At 48.5% G+C, this 26,454-nt stretch carries 19 protein-coding genes and 4 tRNA genes; 19 read left to right on the top strand and 4 right to left on the bottom strand.

Annotated features, from left to right (window positions below; all coding sequences use genetic code 11):
- Nucleotides 1-3: 3 nt before the first annotated feature.
- The 5 genes from J0X21_RS04685 (at nucleotide 4) to J0X21_RS04665 (ending at nucleotide 2,530) form a co-directional block, all read left to right on the top strand.
- Nucleotides 4-633 (top strand): XTP/dITP diphosphatase, encoded by a 630-nt coding sequence (locus J0X21_RS04685; protein ID WP_206811029.1) that lies wholly within the window; start codon nucleotides 4-6, stop codon nucleotides 631-633.
- A gap of 107 nt (nucleotides 634-740) precedes the next feature.
- Nucleotides 741-818: transfer RNA gene (locus J0X21_RS04680), tRNA-Pro, on the top strand.
- A gap of 18 nt (nucleotides 819-836) precedes the next feature.
- Nucleotides 837-913: transfer RNA gene (locus J0X21_RS04675), tRNA-Arg, on the top strand.
- 21 nt (nucleotides 914-934) lie between these two features.
- Nucleotides 935-1,010: transfer RNA gene (locus tag J0X21_RS04670), tRNA-His, on the top strand.
- Nucleotides 1,011-1,192: 182 nt separating this feature from the next.
- Nucleotides 1,193-2,530, top strand: a complete 1,338-nt coding sequence (locus J0X21_RS04665; protein ID WP_206811112.1) for a hemolysin family protein — start codon at nucleotides 1,193-1,195, stop codon at nucleotides 2,528-2,530.
- Here the strand turns inward: J0X21_RS04665 and J0X21_RS04660 are convergent.
- Nucleotides 2,469-3,410: a selenium metabolism-associated LysR family transcriptional regulator gene (locus tag J0X21_RS04660; protein ID WP_206811028.1), complete on the bottom strand. Its 942-nt coding sequence runs from the start codon at nucleotides 3,408-3,410 to the stop codon at nucleotides 2,469-2,471. The genes J0X21_RS04665 and J0X21_RS04660 overlap by 62 nt on opposite strands.
- A 188-nt stretch (nucleotides 3,411-3,598) precedes the next feature.
- Here J0X21_RS04660 and J0X21_RS04655 point away from each other — a divergent pair, with 188 nt between their 5' ends.
- Both J0X21_RS04655 and J0X21_RS04650 read left to right on the top strand, forming a co-directional pair.
- Nucleotides 3,599-4,864 carry a double-cubane-cluster-containing anaerobic reductase gene (locus tag J0X21_RS04655; protein ID WP_206811027.1) on the top strand — a complete coding sequence of 422 codons (1,266 nt, stop codon included), beginning with the start codon at nucleotides 3,599-3,601 and terminating at the stop codon, nucleotides 4,862-4,864.
- The gene (locus J0X21_RS04650; RefSeq protein WP_206811026.1) at nucleotides 4,861-5,604 is read left to right on the top strand and encodes an acyl-CoA dehydratase activase; all 744 of its coding nucleotides are present in this window, start codon (nucleotides 4,861-4,863) and stop codon (nucleotides 5,602-5,604) included. The genes J0X21_RS04655 and J0X21_RS04650 overlap by 4 nt, the downstream gene beginning before the upstream one ends.
- Here J0X21_RS04650 and J0X21_RS04645 read toward each other — a convergent pair.
- Together J0X21_RS04645 and J0X21_RS04640 are read right to left on the bottom strand one after the other, a co-directional pair.
- Complete coding sequence (locus tag J0X21_RS04645) at nucleotides 5,601-7,049, bottom strand: RsmB/NOP family class I SAM-dependent RNA methyltransferase (protein ID WP_206811025.1); 1,449 nt, start codon at nucleotides 7,047-7,049, stop codon at nucleotides 5,601-5,603. The two genes, J0X21_RS04650 and J0X21_RS04645, sit on opposite strands and share 4 nt — an antisense overlap.
- Nucleotides 7,050-7,112: 63 nt before the next feature.
- Nucleotides 7,113-9,083 carry a putative bifunctional diguanylate cyclase/phosphodiesterase gene (locus J0X21_RS04640; protein ID WP_328812263.1) on the bottom strand — a complete coding sequence of 657 codons (1,971 nt, stop codon included), beginning with the start codon at nucleotides 9,081-9,083 and terminating at the stop codon, nucleotides 7,113-7,115.
- Between the two features lie 202 nt (nucleotides 9,084-9,285).
- Between J0X21_RS04640 and J0X21_RS04635 the strand changes: the two genes are divergently transcribed.
- The 12 genes from J0X21_RS04635 (at nucleotide 9,286) to J0X21_RS04580 (ending at nucleotide 25,287) form a co-directional block, all read left to right on the top strand.
- Nucleotides 9,286-10,563, top strand: coding sequence for a DUF5667 domain-containing protein (locus tag J0X21_RS04635; RefSeq protein ID WP_206811023.1), 1,278 nt, complete (start codon nucleotides 9,286-9,288; stop codon nucleotides 10,561-10,563).
- A 147-nt stretch (nucleotides 10,564-10,710) separates the two neighbouring features.
- Nucleotides 10,711-10,793: transfer RNA gene (locus tag J0X21_RS04630), tRNA-Leu, on the top strand.
- Between the two features lie 484 nt (nucleotides 10,794-11,277).
- Complete coding sequence (locus J0X21_RS04625) at nucleotides 11,278-12,600, top strand: DNA recombination protein RmuC (RefSeq protein ID WP_206811022.1); 1,323 nt, start codon at nucleotides 11,278-11,280, stop codon at nucleotides 12,598-12,600.
- A gap of 24 nt (nucleotides 12,601-12,624) precedes the next feature.
- Nucleotides 12,625-13,809 carry an MGDG synthase family glycosyltransferase gene (locus J0X21_RS04620; RefSeq protein WP_206811021.1) on the top strand — a complete coding sequence of 395 codons (1,185 nt, stop codon included), beginning with the start codon at nucleotides 12,625-12,627 and terminating at the stop codon, nucleotides 13,807-13,809.
- A 337-nt stretch (nucleotides 13,810-14,146) separates the two neighbouring features.
- Nucleotides 14,147-15,430: a trigger factor gene (tig, locus tag J0X21_RS04615; protein WP_206811020.1), complete on the top strand. Its 1,284-nt coding sequence runs from the start codon at nucleotides 14,147-14,149 to the stop codon at nucleotides 15,428-15,430.
- A 42-nt stretch (nucleotides 15,431-15,472) separates the two neighbouring features.
- Nucleotides 15,473-16,738 carry an ATP-dependent Clp protease ATP-binding subunit ClpX gene (clpX, locus tag J0X21_RS04610; protein ID WP_206811019.1) on the top strand — a complete coding sequence of 422 codons (1,266 nt, stop codon included), beginning with the start codon at nucleotides 15,473-15,475 and terminating at the stop codon, nucleotides 16,736-16,738.
- Between the two features lie 308 nt (nucleotides 16,739-17,046).
- Nucleotides 17,047-17,832: a hypothetical protein gene (locus J0X21_RS04605; protein WP_206811018.1), complete on the top strand. Its 786-nt coding sequence runs from the start codon at nucleotides 17,047-17,049 to the stop codon at nucleotides 17,830-17,832.
- A 131-nt stretch (nucleotides 17,833-17,963) separates the two neighbouring features.
- On the top strand, nucleotides 17,964-19,205 hold the full coding sequence (locus tag J0X21_RS04600; protein ID WP_206811017.1) for a hypothetical protein: 1,242 nt from the start codon (nucleotides 17,964-17,966) through the stop codon (nucleotides 19,203-19,205).
- Between the two features lie 95 nt (nucleotides 19,206-19,300).
- Nucleotides 19,301-20,998, top strand: a complete 1,698-nt coding sequence (lonB, locus tag J0X21_RS04595) for an ATP-dependent protease LonB (RefSeq protein ID WP_407947627.1) — start codon at nucleotides 19,301-19,303, stop codon at nucleotides 20,996-20,998.
- A gap of 174 nt (nucleotides 20,999-21,172) precedes the next feature.
- Nucleotides 21,173-23,623, top strand: a complete 2,451-nt coding sequence (gene lon / locus J0X21_RS04590; protein ID WP_206811015.1) for an endopeptidase La — start codon at nucleotides 21,173-21,175, stop codon at nucleotides 23,621-23,623.
- 18 nt (nucleotides 23,624-23,641) lie between these two features.
- Nucleotides 23,642-24,241, top strand: coding sequence for a ribosome biogenesis GTP-binding protein YihA/YsxC (gene yihA / locus J0X21_RS04585; protein WP_206811014.1), 600 nt, complete (start codon nucleotides 23,642-23,644; stop codon nucleotides 24,239-24,241).
- A gap of 47 nt (nucleotides 24,242-24,288) precedes the next feature.
- Nucleotides 24,289-25,287, top strand: coding sequence for a sodium:calcium antiporter (locus J0X21_RS04580; RefSeq protein WP_206811013.1), 999 nt, complete (start codon nucleotides 24,289-24,291; stop codon nucleotides 25,285-25,287).
- Here J0X21_RS04580 and J0X21_RS04575 read toward each other — a convergent pair.
- Complete coding sequence (locus tag J0X21_RS04575; RefSeq protein WP_206811012.1) at nucleotides 25,205-26,131, bottom strand: DMT family transporter; 927 nt, start codon at nucleotides 26,129-26,131, stop codon at nucleotides 25,205-25,207. The two genes, J0X21_RS04580 and J0X21_RS04575, sit on opposite strands and share 83 nt — an antisense overlap.
- Between the last annotated feature and the right edge of the window lie 323 nt (nucleotides 26,132-26,454).

Below are 26,454 nucleotides of genomic sequence, written 5' to 3'. Positions count from 1 at the left end.
CCAATGAAGGTTTTGCTTGCGACCCAAAATTCAGGTAAAGTTCGGGAATTAGTAGAGCTTCTGGCTGATGAGGAAATTGAAGTATTGTCGCTTCAAGATGTGGACTCCTGGCAGGACGTTGAAGAGACAGGGGCCACGTTTGCTGAGAACGCGGCCATTAAAGCCCGGTCTGGGGTTCAACAGACAGGACTGATTACCCTGGCTGATGATTCGGGCTTGGAAGTCGACGCTCTGGATGGAGCTCCGGGAGTGTATTCCGCCCGGTTTGCGGGAGAACCCAAAGATGATGAACGCAATAATGATAAACTCTTAGCGCTCTTGGAAAATGTCCCGGATGTCCAAAGAACTGCCCGTTTCCGCTGTGCCCTGGTCATTGCCACTCCGGAAAAAGATGAATACCTGACCGAGGGTACGGTTGAAGGAACCATTCTGAGGCAGCGCCGGGGATCGGGCGGATTCGGGTATGATCCCTTGTTTTTCATCCCTGATTTCGGACGGACGATGGCGGAACTAAGTCTTGCCCAAAAAAATAAGTTAAGCCATCGCGCCTTGGCTTTTCGGAAGGCTGTTCCCATTTTGCAGGATTTGAAACAACGTGCGGCTAAAGAACGTATAGATAAGGAAATTTTTTAACTAAAACTGTAAAAGTTTGAAAAAGTTTGAAAAAGTTATCCGGGATTATGTGAAACTAATTCTTGACGAACATTATTTCTTAAGATATACTAGTCTATGTCACTAAACGGGGCATAGCGCAGTTTGGCTAGCGCGCCTGCCTTGGGAGCAGGAGGTCGGGGGTTCAAATCCCTCTGCCCCGACCAAATCGATGTTCGAAATCGGCGCCTGTAGCTCAGTTGGATAGAGCATCTGCCTTCTAAGCAGGTTGTCGGGAGTTCGAATCTCTCCAGGCGCACCAAACTCGAATACCTGAATCATGGTGGATGTGGCGAAGTGGTTAACGCACCGGATTGTGGCTCCGGCACCCGTGGGTTCAAGTCCCATCATCCACCCCATATAAGCTTAGGACGCACTGGAAGCGAATTTCCGGTGCTTATCTGTTTTAAAGCGATGTTTGAGCTCATTATGTTATAATGTAACTAATGAGATGTAAGGGAAGGATGGTTAGGATCTGATTGTATAATCCTATGAAGCTTGGGGAATTTAGCATTGAAAGCATCTTGCGCATGGGGGTTTGATTTTGACGGGTATAGTTGTTTTAGTGATCTTAATTTTTATAAATGCCTTTTTTGCCGCTTCGGAAATCGCTTTAATCTCGCTCAATGACAATAAAATCCGTTTAATGGCTGAGGCGGGGGACAAGAATGCCAGGCTGCTCAGAAACCTTCTGAGTGAACCGAGCAAATTCTTGGCCACGATCCAGATAGGGATTACTTTTGCAGGATTTTTAGCCAGTGCTTTTGCGGCGGAAAGCTTTTCAGACCGCTTGGTGGAACTTTTGCTGGCTGCGGGGGTAGGCATTTCGCCGGCTGTGCTTAAAGTTATCTCAGTGACTGTGATCACGCTCTTGCTTTCGTATTTTACCTTGGTCTTCGGAGAACTGGTACCCAAGAGACTGGCGATGCAAAAATCGGAGCAAATCTCGAGGGTGGCTGTGCGGCCGTTAATCTATCTTTCTTTTGTGGCCAGTCCGTTTGTAAAACTCCTGACGATCTCTACGAATTTCTTTATCAAGGTTTTTGGCGGAAACCCCAACGCGGACGAAGAAGAGGTTACAGAAGAAGAAATTCGCATGATGATCGACGTGGGGGAAGAGAAGGGGACCATTCAAGAAACGGAAAAAGAGTTTATCAACAACATCTTTGAGTTTGACGATAAGACCGCCTCAGATATCATGACCCACCGGACGGATATCGTCGGCCTGCCGGCAGAAGCCGGTTTGGGGGATGTTTTTGAACTGATACGGAGAGAGAAGTTTTCGAGAATTCCGGTCTATCAAGGGAATATTGACCATATCATCGGGATTCTCCATATCAAAGACTTAATCGAGTTTGCCGGAGTTGACCCCGGTTCTGAATTTAATTTGTCCAAATTAATCAGAGAACCTTATTTTGTGACAGAGTCCAAAGAAGCGGATGAGCTCTTCAAAGAAATGCAGTTTAATAAAACGCATATGGCGGTTGTGATCGATGAATACGGGGGCACGTCCGGGATCGTGACCATTGAGGATTTGTTGGAAGAGATTGTAGGCAATATTTTTGACGAGTATGATGACGAGGAACAAGGGATCGAGCAAGTCGATGATAATACCTTTATTTTTCCGGGTTTAACCGACCTGGATATCGTGGAAAAGCTGCTGGAGGTGGAGCTGCCCACGGACATGTATGATACACTCGGCGGATTTCTGATGGGAGAGCTGGGAAGAGTCCCCGGACCGGAAGAAAAACCGGTGCTTGAATTCAATGAGGTCGTATTTACCGTAGAAGCTATCCAGGAAAAAAGGATTTTGAGGGTTAAAGCCTATAAGCGGGCGTCTGATTCAGAAGAAAATTACCCCGCCGAGATTGGAATTTGATATCTTCCAAGCAAAAGTTCATGAATGCCTTGGCCAAAGGGGTCAAGGTTCTTTTCTTATGATGGGCAAAATAGAATGTCCTTTTGCCGGATAGCTCAGGTATTTGATAAGCGTTGATCAGCTCTTTATCTGCAAAATTGGCAGCGGCAATTGCTGAAATAATTGAAATTCCTATTCCTTCCTTAACACCTTCCATAAGAGTTCCCAAGCTGTCAAAGTGGCCAATTACTTTTAATTCAGAGAGAGGAACTCCGGCGGCGTTCAGCATTTTCTCGAGATTGGCCTGAGTGCCCGAATCGGATTGGCGGAATAAAAAAGGATAATCCAGTAAATCGGTGATTGAAATATCATTTGCAAATTGCAGGTTGGCGGGAGTGATTAGGACTAATTTCTCTTCGATAAAAGGAATGAAGTGAAGCTGGTCCTGGTAGTATTGCTTACCTAGGATTCCGATCTCGGCTTCGCCCTTGATCAGTTTTTCGGCGGCTTTCTCCGAACCGCTTTGCTCCAAGACGAAGGTGATTCCATGATATTGGTTCAGGAATTTGGAGAGCAAGAAAGGAATCACGTATTGAGCCGGAACGGTACCTGCCGCAATACTTAAATGCCCTTCGATTTTCCCGGTCCAGTCTTTCATTTCCCACAGGGCCTTGTCTTTTAAAGCCAAAATTTCTCTGGCCCAGGGATAAAGCGTTTTCCCGAAGGGGGTCAAGACCACCTCTTTGCCTAACCGGTCAAAAAGTTTTTGACCAAAGTTCTTTTCTAAATTGCTGATATGAGCACTTACGGTTGATTGGCTTAAAAAAAGGGCTTCAGCGGCTTTAGTGAAGCTCTCTTTTTCCGCAACTTGCAAGAAAACCTCCAGTTGATGCAGCAACATAAATACTCACTCCAATCTAACTTACGTTGCTTAGTATATCGATATTAACGATAGATATCAATCACCTGTAGCGATAAAAAGTATTTATCATCAACTTAAGCGCTTGCTATAATGAGGGACATAAAGAACCTAAGCGAAGAGCAAGTGCCGAAAAGCATTGCCAAGCTGCGTTACAGGGAGGAAAAAGAATGGAAAACAGAGAACTTTGGGCAGCCCTTGATATCGATTTGGAGAAGCACGATGATTTTCTTGCTCCTTTGCCGGGAGCCTTTACCAGCTTGTTTTTAGAACGGGCAAACCGTCCGCAGGCCATGGCCTATTTTGATAGGGTAGTTGGGGATATTCACGGGATTAGGGTTAAAGAGCTCGTGGACTTAAAAGAAAAAGGCAAAAAAGTGTTTGCGACGTTCTGTGTCTACGTGCCTGAGGAAATTATCGCGGCCACGGGCAGCGCCAGTATCGGATTATGTGCCGGCGCCCAATACACCATCCCGGCCGGGGAAAAAGTGCTTCCCCGCAATTTATGTCCGTTAATTAAATCCGCTATGGGCTTTAAGCTGGAGCGGATCTGTCCCTACTTCCAAGTGTCGGACTGGGTGATTGGGGAAACAACTTGTGACGGCAAGAAAAAAGCCTGGGAGATTCTTAACGATTATATCCCCACATATGTGATGGAGCTTCCGCAAAAGAAACTGGTTCAGGATATAATCCTGTGGGAACAAGAAATACGGGAATTCGCGTCTTTTATCGAGAGAGAAACGAAGGTTCAATTGACCCAAGATAATTTAGCTGAGGGGATAGCCAAGATCAATAAAAAAAGGGCGGCCCTCAAACGCTTAGCTTCTTTGCGCCAAGCTAAACCGGCCCCTATTCACGGTTTGGATGTTTTACTTATTAACCAGTTGGCATTTTTCGACGATCCGGAACGTTTCGCCCATCAGGTCAATCTACTGTGCGATGAGCTGGAAGAAAGAGTAGCCCGCCAAGAAGGGGTGGCTGCGCCGGATGCCCCCCGCATTCTGATTACGGGAACCCCGCAGCCGATTCCTTTCTGGAAGATTCACGCTCTGATCGAACAAGCGGGCGGAGTAGTGGTTGGGGAAGAAACATGTACGGGGGAACGGTATTACCGGGATTTGACCGAACCCGCCGCCGAAGCCGGGGATATGCTTCGAAATATTGCCAAACGCCCTCTGAACGTAAATTGTGCCTGTTTTACCCCTAATAGCGGCCGTATTCAGGATATTATTGCCATGACCGAAAATTTGCAGGCGGACGGGGTGATCGATTTTACGCTCCAATTCTGCCAGCCATATGGGGTGGATAGTTATACTGTGGCCAAGGAATTGGATAAACGCGAGATACCGCATCTCAAATTGGAGAGCGACTTTTCCGAAGAAGATCAGGGGCAGCTTAAGACGAGGATTGATGCTTTTCTGGAGATGCTGAAATGATAGTGGCCGGCTTGGACCTTGGATCAGTCAATACAAAAATGGTCATTCTGGACGGTGACAGAGTCGTCTTCAAAAAAGCGGTTCCTTCCCGGTTCGATCCGGTGTCAACCGGCCGGGAGCTGCTTAGTCTGGCCTCTCAGGAATATGAATTGGCAGAAACAGTCGTTACCGGTTATGGTCGGGTCAGCTTTCCGGAGAGCCGTGTTGTTACTGAAATCACCTGTCAGGCTAAAGGCTGCCATTACTTCTACCCTGATATTTCATATATCCTGGACTTGGGTGGGCAGGATGCCAAGGTGATAAAGAAAAATGCTCAAGGCAAAGTCTTAAGCTTTGTCATGAACGATAAATGTGCTGCTGGTACGGGGCGGTTTTTGGATGTCATCTTGAAGGGTCTTGATTTAACTCCTTCAGATATTGACTTAGCCTTAGAGGCTGAGCCGGTGACGCTTAATTCCATGTGTACCGTTTTCGCCGAATCGGAAGTGATAACCCTTTTGGCCAAGGGGACGCCTAAGCTCTCCGTGTTAGCCGGTCTTTTTAAAAGCACCGCGACCAGACTGGCGCGCTTTATAGAAACACAAGGGCAGCCGGAGATGCTGATTTTTACCGGAGGAGGGGCGTATTACCGGCCCCTTATCCGGTTGCTTGAGAAAGAATTGTCGGCTGAAGTGGTGGTGCCGCCGGAGCCGGAGCTCACAGCCGCTTTGGGCGCCGCACGTGCAGCCAAAAGCGGCTAACGTACCCGCCAGTCTTTGGGATAGTGATTTTTTAACTGCCCCTTGGTGCGCTTGGCCCAGCCGAGAGGGAATTCATCCACTCCGACTAAAACCCAGCCGTCGGGGCCGGAGTCTTCCCAGGATTCTCCGTGCAGAAAACGTTTAAGTCTGGGCTCACTAATGCCCAAGGATAAGTAATATCGGGCGGAAGAGGGGCTTAAGGTAAGGGCCAGACTCTGACCCGGCTGGAAACGGCCGGGTTTTGCCGTGCCCAAATGCAGTCCCGGGCGCAGGATGGAGAGGCCGCTTAAGGGGAGTTCGGGTGCGGGGTTCAAATAGAGATTGGGACCGAACAAGGTGTAGTTAGATTCGTCTGAGGGAATGCGGCCGCCGGCTTCTGAGGTTAAGGCTTCTTCAGCCCAAATCCTATATTGTGTGAGAATGTGGGAGAGTTGGCCGGATTCACTAGGGCTGGTTCTACGACTGGAACTTGTCGTGCGCTTATTAAGCTGTGAACTCCCAGCAGTCTGAGAAGCAGTTTGGGAAAGAGCTAGGTGAGGCTCGGGCGTTTGCTCTGCGCCTGAACGTTCTACAACAGCGATAAAATGACCTTCCCCGCGCAGCTTATGAGGGTATAGCCTGACTGCGGAGGGGAGCGAGGGAGACTGGACCAAGCCCGCAGCCGGAGCGGGCAAGGATAAAGGCTTGAACTCGGGATGACTCTCTAAAAAACGCAAAATGATTTCTTCATTCTCTTCCGGAGCAAAGGTGCAGGTAGAATAGACCAAGCGTCCGCCCGGCTTGAGCAGCTTGACCGCCGATTTCAGAATCAAGCTTTGGCGGGATGCAGCGGCCCTGACTTGGGCGGGGGACCACTCATTCATGGCCTCCGGGTCTTTGCGGAACATTCCTTCCCCGGAACAGGGAGCATCAAGCAGTATCCGGTCAAATGCCGGGCCGAGGCGTTCGGCCAAGCGGTCCGGGGATTCGTTGGACACGATGATATTGGAAGCACCCCAGCGGTCAAGGTTTTGAGCGAGGATGCGGGTTCGACCCGGGTTGATTTCGTTGGCCCAGAGCAGTCCTTGCTCCATCAGGCGCGAGGCGATCTGGGTGCTTTTTCCGCCGGGCGCTGCCGCCAAGTCCAGAATCCACTCTCCCGGCTGGGGATCTAAATAATATACTACAGCCATAGCCGAGGGTTCCTGGAGATAATAGACTCCGGCAGCATGGTAGGGATGCTGGCCTGGTTTCGCAGTGTAATCATAATAAAAGCCGTCTGGAGCCCAGGGGATAGGTTCAAGTGCAAATAAATCCCGCGCGCTCAAAGCGGCGGGGGTGATTTTCAAGGTATTGACACGCAGGCCGTTGGTACGTGGTTGTTCATAGGATGTAAAGAAATCCCGGAATTCTGCACCTAATAGTTCTGACATGCGCTTAAGGAATTCCTGTGGCAAAGCGGGCACGCTGATAATCCCTCCGGTAAGGTTGATTTTTAGCTGGGGATGCGTAAGAGAGAATTTAATAGACTAGCTAAATAAGGTGAGCTGCTCTTCGACCCTGAAATGTTTGCCTTCCCGCATCATAAGTTCGAACTTGGCTGCAGGCAAAGGCCGGCTGAAGAGGTAGCCCTGCATTTCGTCACAGCGGTGCTGCTGGAGGAATGCGCACTGTTCACGGGTTTCCACACCTTCGGCAATGACTTTTAAGTTAAGATTTTGAGCCAGGAGGATGATGGAAGTCACGATTTCTCCGCCTTCCGTCCCGATATCCCCGACAAAGGCTTTATCGATTTTGAGGGTATCGATCGGAAAACGCTTCAGGTAGATCAGGGAGGAAAAACCGGTCCCAAAATCGTCAATCGCCAGCCGGATGCCCATTTGTTTTAATTCTTTGAGAATCTCCACGGTATATTTGACATCATCCATGGCGATGCTTTCCGTGATTTCAAGGGTGAGCCAGCACGGATCGAGCCCGGTCTCTCCAAGGATATCGGAGACCATAGCGACCAGATTAGGCTGGTGAAATTGGCGCGCAGAAAGGTTCACTGCCAGCCGGTGGGGCGGGAGTCCTTGCATTTGCCAGGCTTTGCCTTGGGTGCAGGCTGTACGCAAAACCCACTCCCCAATGGGAACGATGAGCCCGGTTTCTTCTGCGATCGGAATAAACTGGCCGGGGGCAAGCACATTGCCGTCAGGCTGCTGCCAGCGTAAAAGCGCTTCCGTCCCGATAACTTTTCCGGTGTTTAAGCAAATCTGCGGCTGGTAATATAAGACGAATTCTTCACGCTCAATGGCCTTGCGCAATTTATTTTCCAGAGTCAGGCGTTCATTAGCCGCGATATTAAGGGATGCCGTAAAGAACTGGTAATTATTGCGTCCTAACTTTTTCGCATGGTTCATGGCTGTATCCGCATGTTTGATTAAGGATTCACTGTTGTCTCCATCCCCAGGATAGAGGCTGATACCGATGCTGGCAGTGATATAGACTTCATGCGTGTCGAGGGTAAATGGTTCGGCTAAGACCTCCAAAATCTTTTGGGCGACAATGACAGCATCTTTTTCCTGGGATACTTCCGGTAAGAGGATGATAAATTCATCTCCGCCTTGGCGGGCGATGGTATCACCTTCGCGCAAGGACCCCTTTAAGCGGCGTGAAACAGCATGAAGAAGTTTGTCACCAATAGTATGTCCTAAGCTGTCATTGATTAGTTTGAAACGATCCATATCCAGTAAGAGAACAGCCACTTTTTGGCGCTTGCGTTTGCGCCGCCGGGCCTGAGCCAGGGCTTGGGTCAAACGGTCATTGAATAGTATGCGGTTAGGAAGGCCGGTTAAGAAGTCGTGATGAGATTGGTAGCTGAAGGCCTCTTCCGCTTGCTTGCGTTCCGTGAGGTCTCGTGCAATACATAAGATGAGTTGTTGGTCATTAAGAATGGTACTATGGGAACTGACTTCCACCGGCAAGGGGGTTCCGTCTTTGCGCCGGTGGATGGTTTCGCGGGTCTCAGCCGTTGGTTGCTCGTTTTTGCCCAAACAAGCATTAGCCCCTGGGAAGAGCAATTCTTCAATATTCATGCCTACGAGCTCTTCATAGTCATAGCCATAGGCTTGGAGTGCGGCTGTGTTGCCTTCAAGAATTTTTCCGTTTACGTCTAAGAATAAGAATATATCACGGGTATTCTCCGATAATAAACGGTATTGTAAAAGGCGGGCCCTGTCTTGGGCTAACTTTGCATAGGTTTGCTTTAGTTCCTCCATATTCTGCAGGAGTTGCTCTTGGGCTAAGTCAGCCTGGGTTAATCTTCGTTTGGCAATGAGATAGAGAATAACGGTTGAGACCAGCACAAAGAGCCAACTGTGCAGGTAATCAAAATAAGCTATTTTCTGCTGCTCAAGTCTGGGAATGCGCAGGGAAGTAAAGACGGTGATCCAAATAATCCCCGCCAGGGCGTATGCAAAACTTAATTTGAACGGTAGGCTATTGCGGATTTTGAGCACACGGCTTCCCTCGCTTTCAGATATTACCATGTTCGCCAGTCTAAGTCCGGATTCCTGCCGGGAGCCGGCGCATCTTTGAAAATAACATGGTGTACGGCCTTCTGAAAAAATATGGTTGAATTGAGACCCACCCCCTTAAAACCAAAAGCCCTTCCGTAAACATTAGTGAAAGGTAAAACAAGGCAATGAGGGAGCTGATATTATGAAAAAACAAATCGCAATCGCAGTGACGCTGGCGATGCTGGCCCTGCCGCTTAATTCAGGCTTGGCGATGGCTGAGACAACAGTTGCGGAAACGACGGATGTTGCTCTATCCACAGGGGTTTCCGCAGATACGACTACGACGACCGCCACCGATCCTTCTGCGACGACGACCACTGATGCAACTGTGACCGATCCGTCAACCACTACAACGACCGATAGTTCAGCCGACACTACAGTTCCGGCAGACGGTACCGCACCTACAGATGGTACGACGACCACGGATCCAACGGTTCCTCCGGTTGTGGATGAGAATGGGAAAACGGTTGATCCTGGCACTTTACCTGATTCTCCGTTTTACTGGCTGTCCAGCTTAATCGAAAAATTACAGGTCATTTTAACCTTTGATGCTGAAGAAAAGACCGCGCTCATGGAGAAGCTGGCTTTAAAGAAATTAGCAGCAGCCCAGGTAATGACCAAGCAGGGGAAAACTGAAAAAGCTCAAAAAGCGATGACGGAGTATGCAGAGAAAGTTGAAAAGGCTCAGGCTTTCCTGGAACAAGTGAAAGATCCGGAGTCTGATACCTATAAAAAGCTGGAAAGTGCTCTGGCCAATACCAGTGCCAAGAACATCGAAACATTGAGCGGACTTCTGGATAAGCTTCCTCCTCAGGCAGCGGAAAGAGTCGCTTTGAATATCGTGCGCTCCATGGATAAAGCTGTAGATAAGTTGGATAAACAGGAGAAGGCCAAAGTAGAAAAAGAGTTTAAAAAAGCAGCCAAAGCCATTAACCAAGATAAATTAGATGAAGAGACGAAAGCGGCCCTGCAAGAATTCCAGAAATCTCTTGGCCTTAAAGGGAACTCCAAAGACACGGATGAAGAACATCAGCAGGAAAAAGCTCAAAACGGGGCGGATATTCAGGCCGCCAACGGTACGACTTCTCAAGTAAATACCAAGGAACATGATATTGACAATAAGGATGAACAAAATGAGGCTGTAGAATCAAAAGAGGTTAAAGAACAAGAAGAGGTTAAAGAACAAGAAGAAGCTAAAGAACAAGAAGAAGCAGATGAGGGCACTTCGGTTCAAAAGAAGGATAAAACCCAAGTGGAAGAAAGAACCAATGATCAAAATCAGCTTCAGCAGAGCGTACAGCAACAGTTAAAAGCTCAAACGCGGATTGACCAACAAGTTAAGAGCGGCAAGAATCGTTCTAATGATGAGGATAAGGACAAAGCAAATAAAAAAGGGAACTCAGACCGGGAACGCGACTAAGAAATAACAACAGATTTTACACCATTAAGGGGAGTGCTCTAACGGGTACTCCTTCTTATTGCGGATTTTGGACAAAATTTACTTGGTCATTGAGCTTGTCAAATTAGATAGTTTGCGATAAAATCATTCTATTGAAATTTTATATATGCGGGAGTGGCGGAACTGGCAGACGCACTGGATTTAGGTTCCAGCGGGAAACCGTGCAGGTTCAAGTCCTGTCTCCCGCACCATATCGGGATTTGAGGTTAGTTTGGCGTAGATACGCGCTGAACTAACCTTTTTTGTACCAATCAGAAAGCATATATTTCTGGTGGCATAAGTGCAACTAAACAAGTGCGTTAGTCCTTCACGGACTAACGGGCTTCCGCCTGCGCCTTAAGGCTAACAAGTGCGATACTGCCACTGGCAGTATCGGGCGCAAGCCAAGTTTTCTTTACACGTGCGTTGGAATTCTTTGATAAAGTTCCGACTTTTATATATACTTAAAATGCAAACTTCCCGCTAAACTGGTATAATCTTCATGATGCTACGAAATCTGGCTCCGGATTTTGAGTTAATGACACTGGACGGAAGGGCGGTTAACCTTACGGAAGCTGAGAAATATAACTACAGTTAAAATACATGAAATAACTAAGGTTAAAATAAAGGAAATAGTAGGTCGGTGTGGAAATGAATCATTAAACTTTATTAAAGGGTAAGCCGGTGAATGTGGAGATGTCAGATGCTTTGCTAATCATTATCCTAAGTGTCAGCGGGGCCAATTTCATATTGGCCCTTATTTTGCTGCTCAAGCGGGGGGACAAGACCCCTGCGCTTGAGCGTGAGCTCATCAGTTTAAGGCAATACTTAGAGAAACTTGAACGCTTGCTGGGGGAAGAAATGGCCCGCAACCGGGAAGAGTTTGCCGGGAATGCCAGGCTGGGGCGGGAGGAACTCAGCCAATCCTTTCGGACATTGAATGACGGGCTCTTGCTGCGGATGAGGGATACGGCCTCGATGCAAAAAGATCAGCTGGATATATTCAGCGGCCAGTTAGCCAAGCTCACGCAAATCAATGAATCGAAGCTTGAAACCATGCGCTCAGCGGTTGAGTCCCGCTTAAAAGAGCTGCAATCAGATAACAACGCCAAGCTGGAGCAAATCCGGGCCACCGTGGACGAGAAGCTGCATGCCACCTTGGAACAGAGATTGGGAGAGTCATTCAAGTTGGTGAGTGAACGCTTGGAGCAGGTTCATAAGGGTCTGGGAGAAATGAAAACCCTAGCCTCGGGCGTGGGCGACTTAAAAAAAGTTTTAACCAATGTGAAGACCCGGGGCACCTGGGGGGAAATTCAGCTGGGCAGTTTACTGGAACAGGTGCTCACCCCCGAGCAGTATGCTGCGAATGTCGTAACCAAACAAGCCGGAAACGAGCGAGTTGAATTTGCGCTCAAACTTCCGGCGCGTGATCAGAGCAAGCAAACAATCTGGCTCCCGATTGACGCCAAGTTTCCGCTTGAAGATTATCACCGGCTTTTGGATGCCCAGGAACAGGCTGATTTAATATTAATCGAGGAGTCTGGTAAAGCTTTAGAACACAGGATTAAACTCGAAGGCAAACACATTCGGGACAAATACCTTGATCCTCCGGCGACTACGGATTTCGGAATTATGTTCCTGCCAATAGAAGGATTATATGCTGAAGTTCTGCGGCGCCCCGGACTGAGTGAACTGCTGCAGCGGGAATACCGGGTGGTGGTCACCGGCCCGACAACTCTGGCTGCTTTTCTGAACAGCCTGCAGATGGGTTTTAGAACCTTAGCCATTGAACAGAGATCGAGCGAGGTCTGGGCCTTGCTGGGTGCGGTTAAAACGGAGTTTGGCCGCTTTGGGGATATCCTGGATAAAACGCAGAAAAAATTGCAGGAAGCCAGCCATACCATTGAAAATGCCGCCAGGAAATCCCGGACGATCGAGCGCAAACTCCACGGGGTTCAGGAGCTTTCTCCGGGAGAAAGTGAAGAACTCTTAGGCAAGATTGAAGAAGGCATCAGTTGAAATTTGTATCTGGAGGAATGATCTATGCAATCTTTGCGGGTCTTGATTTTTTCGGCGACGTTTGGTGCCGGGCACGTACGGGCGGCAGAGGCTGTGCAGGAGGCTCTCTTGGCCCGTGCACCCCAAACTGAAATCATTCATCTTGATTTTGGGGAGTTTTTAAGTAAGACCATCAATAAAGTGGTCAAAAATACATATATTGATCTCATAAAATATACCCCGAAACTGTGGGGGAAATTTTATTACCGCACGGCCAAGATTTCTTCAGACTCGGTAGTGCAACGCTTGATTAATAAACTCGGACGCCGGGAGTTTCTGAACTATATCCTGAAGCTGCGCCCGGATGTGATTATCTGTACTTACCCTACGGTTGCCGGGATTTTGGCTGAACTGAGGCTGAAAAAAACCCTGCCCGTTCCGTTGATTACCATTGTTACGGATTATACCGTCCATGGGCAATGGATTCACCCGGGGGTGGATGCCTATATTGTTGGCTGTCAGGAGGCTCGCGACCATTTGGTCAATCATGGGATTCAGCCGGAGAAAATCAAAGTGACCGGGATTCCGGTGAGCCCTAAGTTTGAACGCCTGCTGGACAGGGGTAAGATCTTAGCCAAACTGGGGTTAAAAGAAGGAGTGGCCACAGTCTTGGTGATGGGAGGTGCGTACGGGGTTCTGGGCGGGGTTAAACAAGTTTTGAAGTTCTTGGGTGAGAGCAGATACCCGGTTCAGTCCATCGTCGTGTGCGGACGGGATGAGCGGCTGTATAAGTCTCTCGACCAAGTGGTGGCCGAGGCCAACAATCCGATTGTGCGTTTTGGCTTTGTGACCAATGTGGAAGAACTGATGACCGCAGCCGATCTCATTATCACCAAGGCGGGAGGGCTTACTGTCTCGGAATCTTTGACTAAAGGCTTGCCCTTGATTATCTATAAACCCATTCCGGGACAAGAGGAGGCCAATGCCCACTTTCTTATGCGCATTGGAGCCGGGAAGCTGGCGTATACGGAAGAAGAGCTGGAGACAATTCTGGCTGACCTCTTACAGAATCCCAAGAAACTCGGATTAATGAGAAAAGCGGCAAGCGCTGCGATTCCGCGAAGGGCGGCTGAGCGGGCCGTGGCTGAAATCGAAGAGTTGCTTGACCCCTTGATTTCACCAGATAATTTTGATAAAATGGGTCAAGTAAATTTGCCTATGAACCGATAGAGTGCCTTAAGGGGGAACGTACGTTCCCCCTTTTCGAAGTCCGTAAATCTTAAAAGGGTTTTTTTCGGTCAGTAATCAGTAATCAGTAGTCAGTAATCAGTAGTCAGTAGTCAGAATAAGAGCACGACCGCAGAAAAATTTCATTCTGAATTCTGAATTCTGACTCCTGAGTACTTATACTTATTATCCGATCATTATTTTATTGTCCGCCGTTTGTGTTTCAAGTTTTTAGGCAAAAATAGGAAAGTGTTTGAATCCAGCGGGTCGCTGCCGGTTCTCACTCATGAGGGACGCAGGAGAAACGAAGGATAGATAAGTTGTTTAAGGGGGAGCATTTATGTCAGTCAAAGTAGAGAAAATAGAGAAGAACGTGGTGGAACTGGAAGTTACGGTTGAGGCAGGGAAGTTCTCTGCGGCTGTAAATACTGCCGCCAAGAAACTGGCGGGCAGAGTTAATATTCCGGGGTTCCGCAAAGGAAAAGCGCCGCGGCGTTTAGTGGAACAGGCTGTAGGAACAGAAGCTTTGTACAATGAAGCCCTGGATCATTTGCTTGGGCCGGCTTATGCCGAGGCTGTCACTGAAAGCGCGATTGATCCGGTCGACCGGCCGGACGTTGATTTAGTTCAAATTGAAGAAGGAAAAGACTTGATTTTCAAGGCCAAAGTGACTGTGAAGCCGGAAGTTGAGCTCGGGGAATATAAAGGGCTGCAAGTGGAAAAAGAAGCGGTCACGGTAGATGACGCCAAAATCGAAGAAGAACTGAAGCGCAAGCAAGATCAGCATGCCCGCTTGATTACGATTGAAGAGGGCAAGGCAGAAGAGGGAGATACCGCGACCATTGACTTTGAGGGATTTGTCGATGGGGTAGCCTTCCCGGGCGGCAAAGGAGAAAATTACGGCTTAGGGATTGGTTCCGGTACATTTATTCCCGGATTTGAAGAACAATTGGTGGGAGCGGAAATTGGACAGGAAGTTGATGTCAATGTTAAGTTCCCAGATGAATATCATAGTGAAGACCTAGCTGGCAAAGAGGCATTATTTAAAGTAAAAATCCATAAAATCCAACGCAAGGAGTTAGCTCCCCTGGATGATGAATTTGCCAAAGATGTCAGCAATTTCGAGACGTTGGAGGAATTAAAGGAGGACATCCGGAAAAGACTGATAGAAACCGAAGAAAAACGGGTCGAGAATGCTTTCCGCAATGCAGTGATTGCGAAGGCGGTCGATAACGCCAGCGTTGAAATTCCGGAAGTGATGATTGATAAGAGAGTGGATGCGATGGTTCATGACCTGGAGCATAATCTATCTTATCAGGGGCTTAATCTGGAACAATATTTTGCTTACACCAATTCGAACGAAACAGATATGCGCGAGCGTTTCCGCCCTCAAGCAGCGGAAAGCGTAAAAACCGAACTTGTTTTGGAAGGAATCGCTAAGGCGGAAGGAATTCAGGTCAGTGAAGACGAACTAAATGAAGAACTGAAAAAATTAGGGGAGCTTTACAAACAAGATCCGGAAGCACTGAAGCAAAGTCTCATCGCGCGCGGGGAGCTTGAATATTATAAGCAAAGCTTAGTCAATGACAAGACCGTAAAATTTTTAGTTGAAAATAACGCATAAGACGGCGCGCGGAGGGAAATTCTGTGGTAGAGAGGTGAGAGGATGGCAAAATACAGTGAAGAAAAAAACCAACTAAAGTGCTCCTTCTGTGGAAAGACTCAGGATCAAGTGAAGAAACTGGTTGCCGGCCCCGGAGTATATATTTGTGATGAATGTATAGAGCTTTGCAACGAAATCATCGAAGAAGAGCTGAGTGAAGACTTAGGCCTGGAGATTGGGGATATCCCCAAACCCAAAGAAATCCGCTCGATTCTGGATCAATATGTGATTGGGCAGGATGAAGCCAAGAAGGCCTTAGCGGTAGCGGTGTATAATCACTACAAGCGGATTAACCTGGGGATGAAGATTGACGATGTCGAACTGCAAAAGTCCAATATCGTCATGCTGGGCCCTACCGGGTCCGGCAAAACGCTGCTGGCCTCCACCCTAGCTAAAGTGCTGAATGTTCCCTTCGCTATAGCCGATGCGACCTCGCTGACGGAAGCGGGATATGTCGGAGAAGATGTGGAGAATATCCTGCTTAAATTAATCCAAGCGGCAGACTATGATGTCGAGAAAGCTGAAAAAGGGATTGTCTATATCGATGAAATCGACAAAATCGCCCGCAAATCGGAGAACCCCTCCATTACCCGGGATGTCTCCGGGGAAGGGGTTCAGCAGGCTTTGCTCAAGATTCTGGAAGGAACGATTGCCAGCGTGCCGCCGCAGGGAGGACGCAAACATCCGCACCAGGAGTTCATCCAGCTTGACACCACCAACATTTTATTTATCGTGGGTGGAGCATTTGACGGAATTGACAAGATCATTCAAAACCGGATCGGGAAAAAGGTCATGGGTTTTGGAGCGGAAATTCAGAAGAAAAGCGATGTCAAGATCGGTGAGACCTTAAAGCAGATTTTGCCGATGGATCTCTTAAAATACGGACTCATTCCTGAGTTTGTGGGCAGGCTGCCTGTGATTGTGACTCTGGATGCCCTGGATGAAGAGGCGTTAGTCCGGATTTTAACCGAGCCGAAGAACGCTTTGGTGAAACAGTACCAAAAGCTGTTGGAGCTGGACGGGATTGCGCTTGAGTTCAAAGAGGACGCGCTGACTGCCATCTCGGAAGAAGCCATCCGGCGCAATACCGGAGCCCGCGGCTTAAGGGCAATCGTGGAAGAAATCATGATGAATGCCATGTATGATCTGCCCTCGCGTACGGATGTCACCAAATGCGTCGTGACCCGGGATGTGATCCTCAAGAAAGAGGAACCCCTGCTGGTCACCGCCGAAAAGACGAAGAAAAGCAAAAAAGAGGAATCAGCGTAAGCCGGGGTTAACCCCGGCTTTATTTCATTAAATCTTTTATATAAGATAACTGAAAAGTCAAGAAATTTAGTGTATCATTATTGGAGATAGCATCTCCCCCTCTCTCAAGGTAAGGAGTTCTAAAAATATTTCAACGTTTTTTCCGAAAAGATGTAACCAAAATATGTACTCAGTTACTCTATATGGTGTAAGACCTAGAATAATATTTTTAGAAAGGAGGGCTATAAGAATGAACTAGCATTGGTTAGCATCTGTCCCTGTACTTACAGAACTTACGGATTATCATTTATTAAAGGAGGTCATTGTGAATGACAAAATTTCTAAAGACTATGTTGATGGCGTTAGTAATGATGAGCTTATTATTAGCACCGGTAACGGCAATGGCAGATACGAATGTCGTTAAAGAACAATCGAAAATTTTATTTGAATCTAAAGAGATAAAAGATAAAATGGAACTTTTCGAACGTGCTAAGAAGGGTATCTCAGATAAAATAAATCACGGAAACACCGTTTCTACAGCAAAACTTATCGATAACACTAATAAAGCCGAAAAACAAATAAAGACGATCTCTACAACTCAACATCTCAAGACAGTTCAAGAGTCTAATGGAACCTTGAAATATTCATATGCAACAACGACTTTTGCAGTTCTTCCTACTTTAACATATCCTTTTCATGAATACGTTTCACAATCAGGAAGTAAATGGGATCCTGCATGGGGGGTTCTTGTTTATAGCACGACTTATTATGATTTATATTATAAAGACTCAATATCAGTTTATGTACAACATTATAGGACGTCCGGGAGTTGGGACGTATCAGATTTTACTTATCAGTTTTTATCTAGATCAGTAACAATGATGACAATAGGAACGAGCTTAAGTGGACAGCCAGTTATAGAATCTGTGTCAGTTCCTTTAAGTGGATCATTCTCTTTTGATTATGGGACAAATGCCCTATCCTTTATAAAATATGACGTGAACCCTGCTAACCTTGATGATTGTGGAACAACAATTTATACGAAGATACAAAAAGGTAGCAGTATTTGGGATTTCTATGTGACCAATAAAATAATCGGCCCAAGCGATATCTAGATATCTATAGTTAAACGGAAACATCTACTAATTTCCGGGTACTGGCATATAATCAGGTTAAATGCTGTTACCTGGAAATTAGTTTTTCGTAGATTCATTAACTAAATTCACTTTAAAGGACGTGAAAAAGAGTGAGTTTTAAGATTAAGTATGATTTAGTTATATTAAGAATCTTGGCTTTTATAACGATTTGCCTGATACTTTTAACTGGTTGTTCCAGGGGAAATCAGATTTATACTTATCCAAACTTTGATTTACTAATCAGTTCAATTTCTCCTCCGCAAGATGTAAAAATGTTTGCCGATAGGAACATGTTAAGCAATGAGGATTCAACCACTTACATTATTCGTAAGCTTGCTTCAGTTCTGGCAATAAATAAAGATGGAGAGATATTAAGTCTTTTATATGACGAAAACTTTAGCAAAAAATCAAACTTTGCTTTCCGAGTTTACCCAGCAATTTACATATTGGATTCAGCAAGCATTTTAAGAGAGACTATGAAAGGCTTCTCGGCAAGCAAAGTGATTGAGGCAGAACGAGGTTATAAAATAATAAACGCAGATTTTAACAAGAAATGGGTTGTTTGGGTAGAAGCTGATACCGATAAATGGAAAATATATAAGTTTAATCGGAACACAAAGGAAATCAAATTATTGGATGAAGGACAGATATTAAATCTTGCAAATGACGATTTCCCGGTTATCTCCCTTTACGAAAACCAGGCTGTTGTTAATAAAAATGGCAAACTTGATTCTCAGATATTATTATTTAATTTTACAAACAACACTGTTAAAACCCTCCAAAAAAACGATGTAAAAGAAAAGTATTATGGTCCTCCTAAGTTAGATAAAGCGAATATGGTTTGGCATGTTCGGGACTTATCTAATGGTAATTCTAAGATATTTTTATATGATATGACCACTGAAAAAATATCAGAAATAGGTTCAGAACAATTAAATTCAGAGTATCCTACAATTTGGGGAAATTATGTTGCCTGGATGTCGCGCACAAGTCATCAACACGAAATACAGCTTTCGGTCTACGACTTAAAGACTGAGAAAATTGAATTTAATACCATATTAAACATCGAAAATAAATCCTTATATTATAGACCTTCCATCGCAAACGGAAAAATTGCCTGGTATGATCTCTATTCCAGTTATCCGATAGATTGTGATATAAAGTATTATAAGTTTGAGACACAAGAAATAAATATGTTCCGAGTGGCTGATGTACTAGATGGAATATTTCTGCCAAATAACCTAGAAATTCATGATTCATGGATAAGCTACAACCATCCACCAGATATGGTTCCAAATCCTGAACATCCTACCAGAATAGTTGGGACCTTATTTTGGAGAATCAATAAGTAACGCTTGCTGGTTTCTTTTCCTTTTCCCTGGCAATAATATATGATGGACAATGTCACGGGAGGGAAAGACGTTTGAATAGTTTAAGCGGAGTTGTGATGATCGTCCAACTCATTTTTGCAGTAGTAATCGGCTTGTATTTTTGGGGTATGCTTAAATCCCAGCAGGGGACGAAGGTAGCGGTTGAGCGGGAGTCGCGCAAGGAGCTGGAGAAGCTGGAGAAGATGCGCAAGATTGCTCTCACTACTCCTTTGGCGGAAAAAACCCGGCCCCTTCATTTTGAGGAGATTGTAGGGCAAAAAGAAGGAGTTAAAGCCCTGAGAGCTGCCTTATGCGGCCCCAATCCCCAGCATGTGATTATTTACGGCCCGCCCGGGGTCGGGAAAACGGCGGCTGCCCGTTTGGTCCTGGAGGAGGCGAAGAAAAATCCGTTGTCTCCGTTTAAGGAGAATGCCCGCTTCACGGAAATTGACGGGGCGACGGCCCGTTTTGATGAACGCGGGATTGCCGATCCTCTGATCGGTTCCGTGCATGACCCGATTTATCAGGGAGCAGGAGCCATGGGGATGGCCGGGATTCCGCAGCCCAAGCCGGGGGCGGTAACCAAAGCCCACGGCGGGATTTTGTTTATTGATGAGATCGGGGAGCTGCACCCGATACAGATTAATAAGCTCTTGAAAGTTCTGGAAGACCGCAAGGTAATTCTGGAGAGTGCCTATTACAGTTCGGAAGACCCGAATATCCCGGCCCATATTCACGATATTTTTCAGCACGGGCTGCCGGCGGATTTCCGCTTAGTCGGTGCGACTACCCGCAGTCCGGAGGATATTCCGCCCGCAATCCGTTCGCGCTGCATGGAGATCTATTTCCGGGCCTTGCTGCCGAATGAAATCAGTGAAATTGCCCGGGGCGCGGCCGGGAAAATTGAGGTTCCGATCTCGGAAGCTGCGGTCGAAGTGGTCAAGCGCTATGCCACCAATGGCCGGGATGCGGTTAACATGGTGCAGCTGGCCGCCGGAGTGGCTCAGACCGAAGGAAAAACGGAAATTGACTCAGCGATTGTGGAGTGGGTTGCTTCCTCAGGGCATTATGTCCCGCGTCCGGACAAAAAGATTCCGCCTGAGTCCCAGATTGGCGTTGTAAACGGGTTGGCCGTGTACGGGCCGGATCTGGGCGTGCTGACAGAGCTGGAAGTAACGGCCCAGCCGGTGGCTCCCGGCAGCGGCCAGCTCTTGGTCACAGGGATTGTGGAGGAAGAAGAGCAGGGAAGCGGGGGGCATAAGTACCGGCGCAAGAGCATGGCCAGGAGTTCGATTGAGAATGTGTTAACCGTCATCCGGCGGCAAATCGGGCTTGACCCCAGGAATTACGATATCCATGTCAATTTCCCCGGGGGGACCCCTCTGGACGGGCCTTCTGCCGGGATCGCGATTGCGACCGCAGTCGTATCCGCCATTCAAAAACAACGGGTTGAACGCTATGCGGCCATGACCGGGGAATTGTCGATTCGCGGCCGGGTGAAACCGGTGGGGGGAGTGAGCGCGAAAATCGAGGCTGCCCGTCAGGCCGGCTGCCGCAAAGTGTTTATTCCCAAGGAAAATTGGGAAGACCGTTTTGTGGAGATGGCCGGAGGGATGGAAATCATCCCGGTGGAGGAGCTGGCCCCGGTGTTAGCCGCTGTCCTCTTGGATGAGCCAAGCGTTGAGCGGCTGGAGATCAGGCCGCCCTTGGAAGAGGTGCTCTCGCGTCTTGACTTTGTGCGGGGGAGTTTGCCTGAGCAAGGTAAAACATGTTAGAATAGTAAAAGATATAGAATGGCACACTAGCTCTAGTGTGCTTTTTTCGCTAAGCATATCAGAAAGCATTCTTTGAAGGTGCATAAGAAAAACTGTGGCTGCCGCTTCGTCAAGGATTCTGCGCCAGCCGAGTTTTCTTTAGCAGAAGGCTGATTGACAGGGGGGATAATGCCTATGAGCAAAAGACGCGAATTGCCGTTGCTCCCGCTCAGAGGAATTTTGGTTTTTCCATATATGGTGATTCATCTGGACGTGGGCAGGGAAAGGTCAATTGCGGCCATAGACGAAGCCATGCTTGGAGATAGGATCGTGCTTTTGGCTTCGCAAAAGGAGACAGAGATTGATTCTCCCAATCCGGACGATATTTATGGAATCGGAACTTTGGCTGAGATTAAACAGCTGTTAAAACTTCCCGGCGGGACCATGAGGGTGCTGGTGGAAGGGATATCCCGCGGGCGGATTGAGGATTATTTGCAGGAAGAACCGTACTTCAAAGTGGTCATCGAGGAACAGCCGGAGCAAGGACCTGGGGAAACAGCAGATTTAGAAGCCTTGCGGCGCGGGGTAGCCCACCAGTTTGAGGAATATGCCAAACTCAGCAAGAAAGTTCCGACCGAGACCTTAGGCACGGTCTTGGCCGTGGAAGAACCGGGGAGGCTGGCCGACATTGTCGCTTCCCATCTGAATCTCAAGGTTGTGGATAAACAGACGATTCTGGACGCCTTCGATGTGGAAGAACGTTTGGAACGTTTAACCGAACTTATTATGCGTGAGATTGAGATCTTGGAGTTGGAGCGCCGGATCGGTCTGCGCGTGCGAAAACAGATGGAAAAGGCGCAAAAGGAATACTATTTGCGCGAGCAAATGAAAGCCATTCAAAAAGAACTGGGAGATAAGGATGAGCGCCAAGCCGAGGCGGATGAGTACAGGGAGAAGATTGCCAAAGCCAAACTGACCAAAGAAATAGAAGAAAAAGCTTTAAAAGAAGTGGAGCGTCTGGAAAAGATGCCGCTTGCTTCGGCTGAGGGAACGGTGGTCAGAACCTATCTTGATTGGATTATCGCTCTCCCCTGGACCAAGATGAGCAAGGACAAGACCGATTTGACGCGGGCCGAAGAGATTTTGAACGAGGATCATTATGGGCTGGAAAAGGTCAAAGAGCGGATTTTGGAGTTTCTGGCTATCCGCAAACTCACTCCGAAAATGAAAAGCCCGATTCTTTGTTTTGTCGGGCCTCCGGGTGTGGGCAAAACTTCTCTGGCTAAATCGGTGGCCCGGGCTCTGGACCGCAAGTTTGTCCGCATGTCTCTGGGCGGAGTCAGGGATGAAGCGGAGATTCGCGGGCACCGCCGGACCTATATCGGAGCCTTGCCCGGACGGATTATTCAGGGCTTGCGCACGGCGGGTACCCGTAATCCCGTGTTCCTGCTGGATGAGATTGACAAGCTGGCTTCGGATTTCAGGGGAGACCCGGCATCCGCACTGCTTGAGGTCTTAGACCCCGAGCAAAATCATACCTTTGCCGATCACTATCTTGAGGTTCCGTTCGATCTGTCGCGTACGCTCTTTATCATGACGGCCAATACCCTGCATACCATTCCCCGGCCTCTGCTTGACAGGATGGAGGTTATCTCTTTAAGCGGGTATACCGAGGATGAAAAAGTTAACATTGCCAAACGCTATCTGGTACCGAAACAGTTGAAAGCGCACGGGTTAAGTGAAGAGGTCTTCACGATTCCGGATGAAACCTTGGTTAAATTAGTACAGGGATACACCCGCGAGTCCGGGGTGCGCAATCTGGAAAGGGAAGTGGCGGCACTCTGCCGCAAGGTGGCGACCCGTTTAGTGAAAAAAGAGTGGACTGCCCATCCCCTCACGGAAAATGACCTTGAAACCCTCTTAGGGACACCGCGCTTTCAATATCAAATGGCGGCGCTCAACCCGGAGATCGGAGCGGCTACCGGATTGGCTTATACCGAAGTGGGCGGAGATGTGCTTACCATTGAGGTGACGCCTTTGCCGGGCAAAGGCATGCTCACCCTTACCGGCAAGCTGGGAGATGTGATGAAAGAATCAGCCCAGGCCGGTTGGACCTTTGTGCGCGCCCATGCCCGGGAACTGGGGATTCCGGAAGACTTCTACGATAAGGTGGATCTGCATATTCATGTTCCGGAGGGAGCCATTCCGAAAGACGGACCGTCGGCTGGGATTACCATGGCCACTGCGATTGCTTCCGCTTTGGCCAAACGGGCGGTGCGGTCCGACCTGGCAATGACCGGGGAGATTACCCTTAGAGGAAACGTCCTTCCGATCGGCGGGGTGAAGGAAAAGGTGCTGGCTGCACACCGCGCCGGAATTAAAACAGTGCTTTTGCCCGAGAAAAACCGCAAAGATTATGAAGAGATTCCGGAAAATGTGCGCGAACAGTTAGACTTCCACTTCGTCAAACGCATGGAAGAGGTCTTAGATTTAGCTTTGCTGCCGGTGGCGGAGTCAGAGCAATACGCCAAAAATCTTCCGTTAAATCCGGTCTTGGGTCAGGGAGCGCTTCCCAGCGGGGAACCCCGGATTCAGCGGCCGCCTCAGGACTTGGAACTCACGACCTTTAAGGCAGACGGAATATAGTATATTGGAGAGAGTAACATGCTGATTCAGAAGGCTGAGTATGTCGCCTCAGCGGTGAACCCAGCCCAATACCCGGCCGGAGATGCAGTGGAGATTGCTCTGGTCGGGCGTTCAAATGTAGGCAAGTCTTCCCTGATTAACCGGTTTCTCGGCCGCCGCAACTTAGCGCGTACGGGCAACACCCCAGGCAAAACCCAAACCCTGAACTTTTACCGCATTAATGAATCCTGGTTTTTTGTGGATTTGCCGGGTTATGGTTATGCCAAAGTGGCGAAGGGGGTCAAACAAAGCTGGGGCCGCATGATGGAAACCTATCTGGGGCAGAGAACGAACCTGGCGGCAGTGATTCAGATTGTAGATATCCGTCATGAACCCAGCACAGAGGACCGGGAAATGCATCAATGGCTTCGGTTTAAGGGTTTGCCGACTTTGGTAGTGGCTACCAAAGCGGATAAGATCGCCCGGGGGAAAAGGGCCCACCATTTAAGCCTTATCGCCAAAGCGTTTGAACTTCCGGATTGGCACCTGATCATCTCTTTTTCCGCGCAAACGGGAGACGGTGTGGAGGAACTGCACGAAGCGGTTGAGGAGATACTTGCTCTTCGCAGGAGTCAGTAGTCAGGAGTCAGGAGTCAGGAGATAAGTTAAGAAGGAGCAGGAGATTCTTGGAAGATGTAGCAATTCTTATTTTGAGTTTAGGGATTATTCTTATTGGAGCGGAAGGATTTACGAACGGGGTCGAGTGGCTGGGCCAGCGTCTGAATTTGGGCGCGGGTGCGGTCGGAAGTATTTTGGCGGCGGTTGGAACCGCCTTGCCGGAAACCATGGTGCCGATTATTGCATTTATTGGCGGCGGAGGGGGGCATGGGGCCGAGGTCGGTATCGGTGCGATCTTGGGAGCGCCGTTCATGCTTTCAACTCTGGCTTTTTTTATTGCGGGAACATCCGTTTTGATCTTTCGCAGACATAACCGGCCGCTCTTACTTGACCGTTCCGTGCTGCAGAGAGATCTTAGCTTTTTTCTGATCGTCTATTCGATTGCAATTTTGGCTTCCTTTTTGCCCAGCCGTTCCCTAAAGACCGGGGCTGCTTTCGTTTTACTCATCTTTTATGCAGTCTATGTCATTAAGACGTTAAGCTCGAGCCAGGGGGGAGGAGAGGAACATGAAAACCTGCCTCCGTTATATTTGGCGCGGCGGTCACACCATCCGGCGACTGCACTAATTCTCGGTCAAATTGCTTTAGCTTTACTGACCATTGTAATTGGCGCCCACGGGTTTGTGGGTGCCGTGCAGGAAGTGGCCCTGGCCACCGGGATTCCGGCCTTTGTGCTTTCATTAATTATTACTCCGATTGCCACGGAACTGCCGGAGAAGTTTAACAGTGTACTCTGGCTGAGCCGGGGCAAGGATACTCTGGCCTTGGGCAATATTACCGGAGCCATGGTGTTTCAAAGCTCAGTCATCCCTGCCCTGGGAATCCTGTTTACTCCCTGGGTGCTGGATTCACTGGCTCTTTTGAGTGCCTTGCTGGCTTTAGGCGCTGCTTTGATGCCCTATTTGGCCCTGAGGCGCAAAGGGGTTATCTTTCCCGCTTACTTGCTAATCGGAGGCGGCTTTTACCTTGTTTTTCTGATAAACGCGCTCCGCTTTCAGTTCCAGTGAGCTCCGCCAGGAGCATCCCGCTAAGAACAAGGGCTGCGCCCAGAAGGCCGCGATCTGAGAGGACTTCCCCGGCCAGAAAATAGGCGAAGACGGCGGAAAAGACCGGTTCAGAGGAAAAGATAATCGCGGTATGGGTGGGAGTGGTAAATTGCTGCATTTTGGTCTGCAGGAAAAAGGCCAGGGAAGTTGCCGGAATGGCCGTAAGCAGCAGTCCGAACCAGGCGGAGCCAGAGAAGATCAGGGGCGGCTGGGGCAAGATAAAGCTTGCGCCGGCACTTAAGATGCTGACGGCCAGGATCTGGACTGCGGCCAACACCGTGGCATTGCCTTCCGGGGCATAGCGCCCCACCAAGAAGATGTGCAGGGCGAAGCTGAAGGCACATAGAAGCACCATCGCATCTCCCCGGTTCAGGACATAGCCCTCCCCGAGTGAGAGCAAAGCCAGCCCAATGGCAGCACTGGCAATACCAAGCATCATTCCGGGGCGGGGCAGGCTTTTGGTGGATACGGTAACTAAGGCCGGGACAAGCACCACCGACATGCCGGTGATAAAACCGGCATTGGATGCGGTTGTGTATTGGAGCCCGATGGTCTGCCAGGCATAACCGGCAAAGAGGAAGATTCCAAGAGCAAGGCCTTGAAAGACGGTGCGCTTATTCAAATGGCGGCGCTGCAGCCAGACGAAGGGGAGCAAGCTGAGAAAGGCGAGCCCGAAGCGGATGGCGAGAAAAGGAAAGGGCGGCAGATCGGTAATAGCCCGCTTCACGACCACGAATGTCGCTCCCCAGACCAGGGTGACTCCGATTAAGGATAGGTCGGCCAGGTAGCGCCGGTTAGCTTGCATAGATAAAGGTGCTCCTTTCGAGTTGGGGTCGGGGCAGGCTGCACAGCCCGCATCCTTCGCCGCAAAGTGATTCTCCGGGGGATGCGGCTTCGGCGTTTGTCTACACTGTAGACAAACGTACCACGCGCCGGATGCTCGAACAGCGTGAAGCTGTTCGCCGAAGGATCGAGCTCGTCGACTACGCTAACGCATCCGAAACCCTTATGCTTACTGCATGTGCGCCGCGTTGTGTGCCGTCCATGGCACACGTGGCATCAGTCCCGTTAGTCCTTGCCCGGACTAACGCACTTGTTTCCGTGGACTAGTCCCGTCGGTGCGTTTAC

The organism is Paradesulfitobacterium ferrireducens (assembly GCF_017310645.1).
GTDB lineage: Bacteria > Bacillota > Desulfitobacteriia > Desulfitobacteriales > Desulfitobacteriaceae > Paradesulfitobacterium > Paradesulfitobacterium ferrireducens.
The sequence above is the reverse complement of the archived record's forward strand: the minus strand, read 5'-3'. Positions and strand labels throughout refer to the sequence as shown.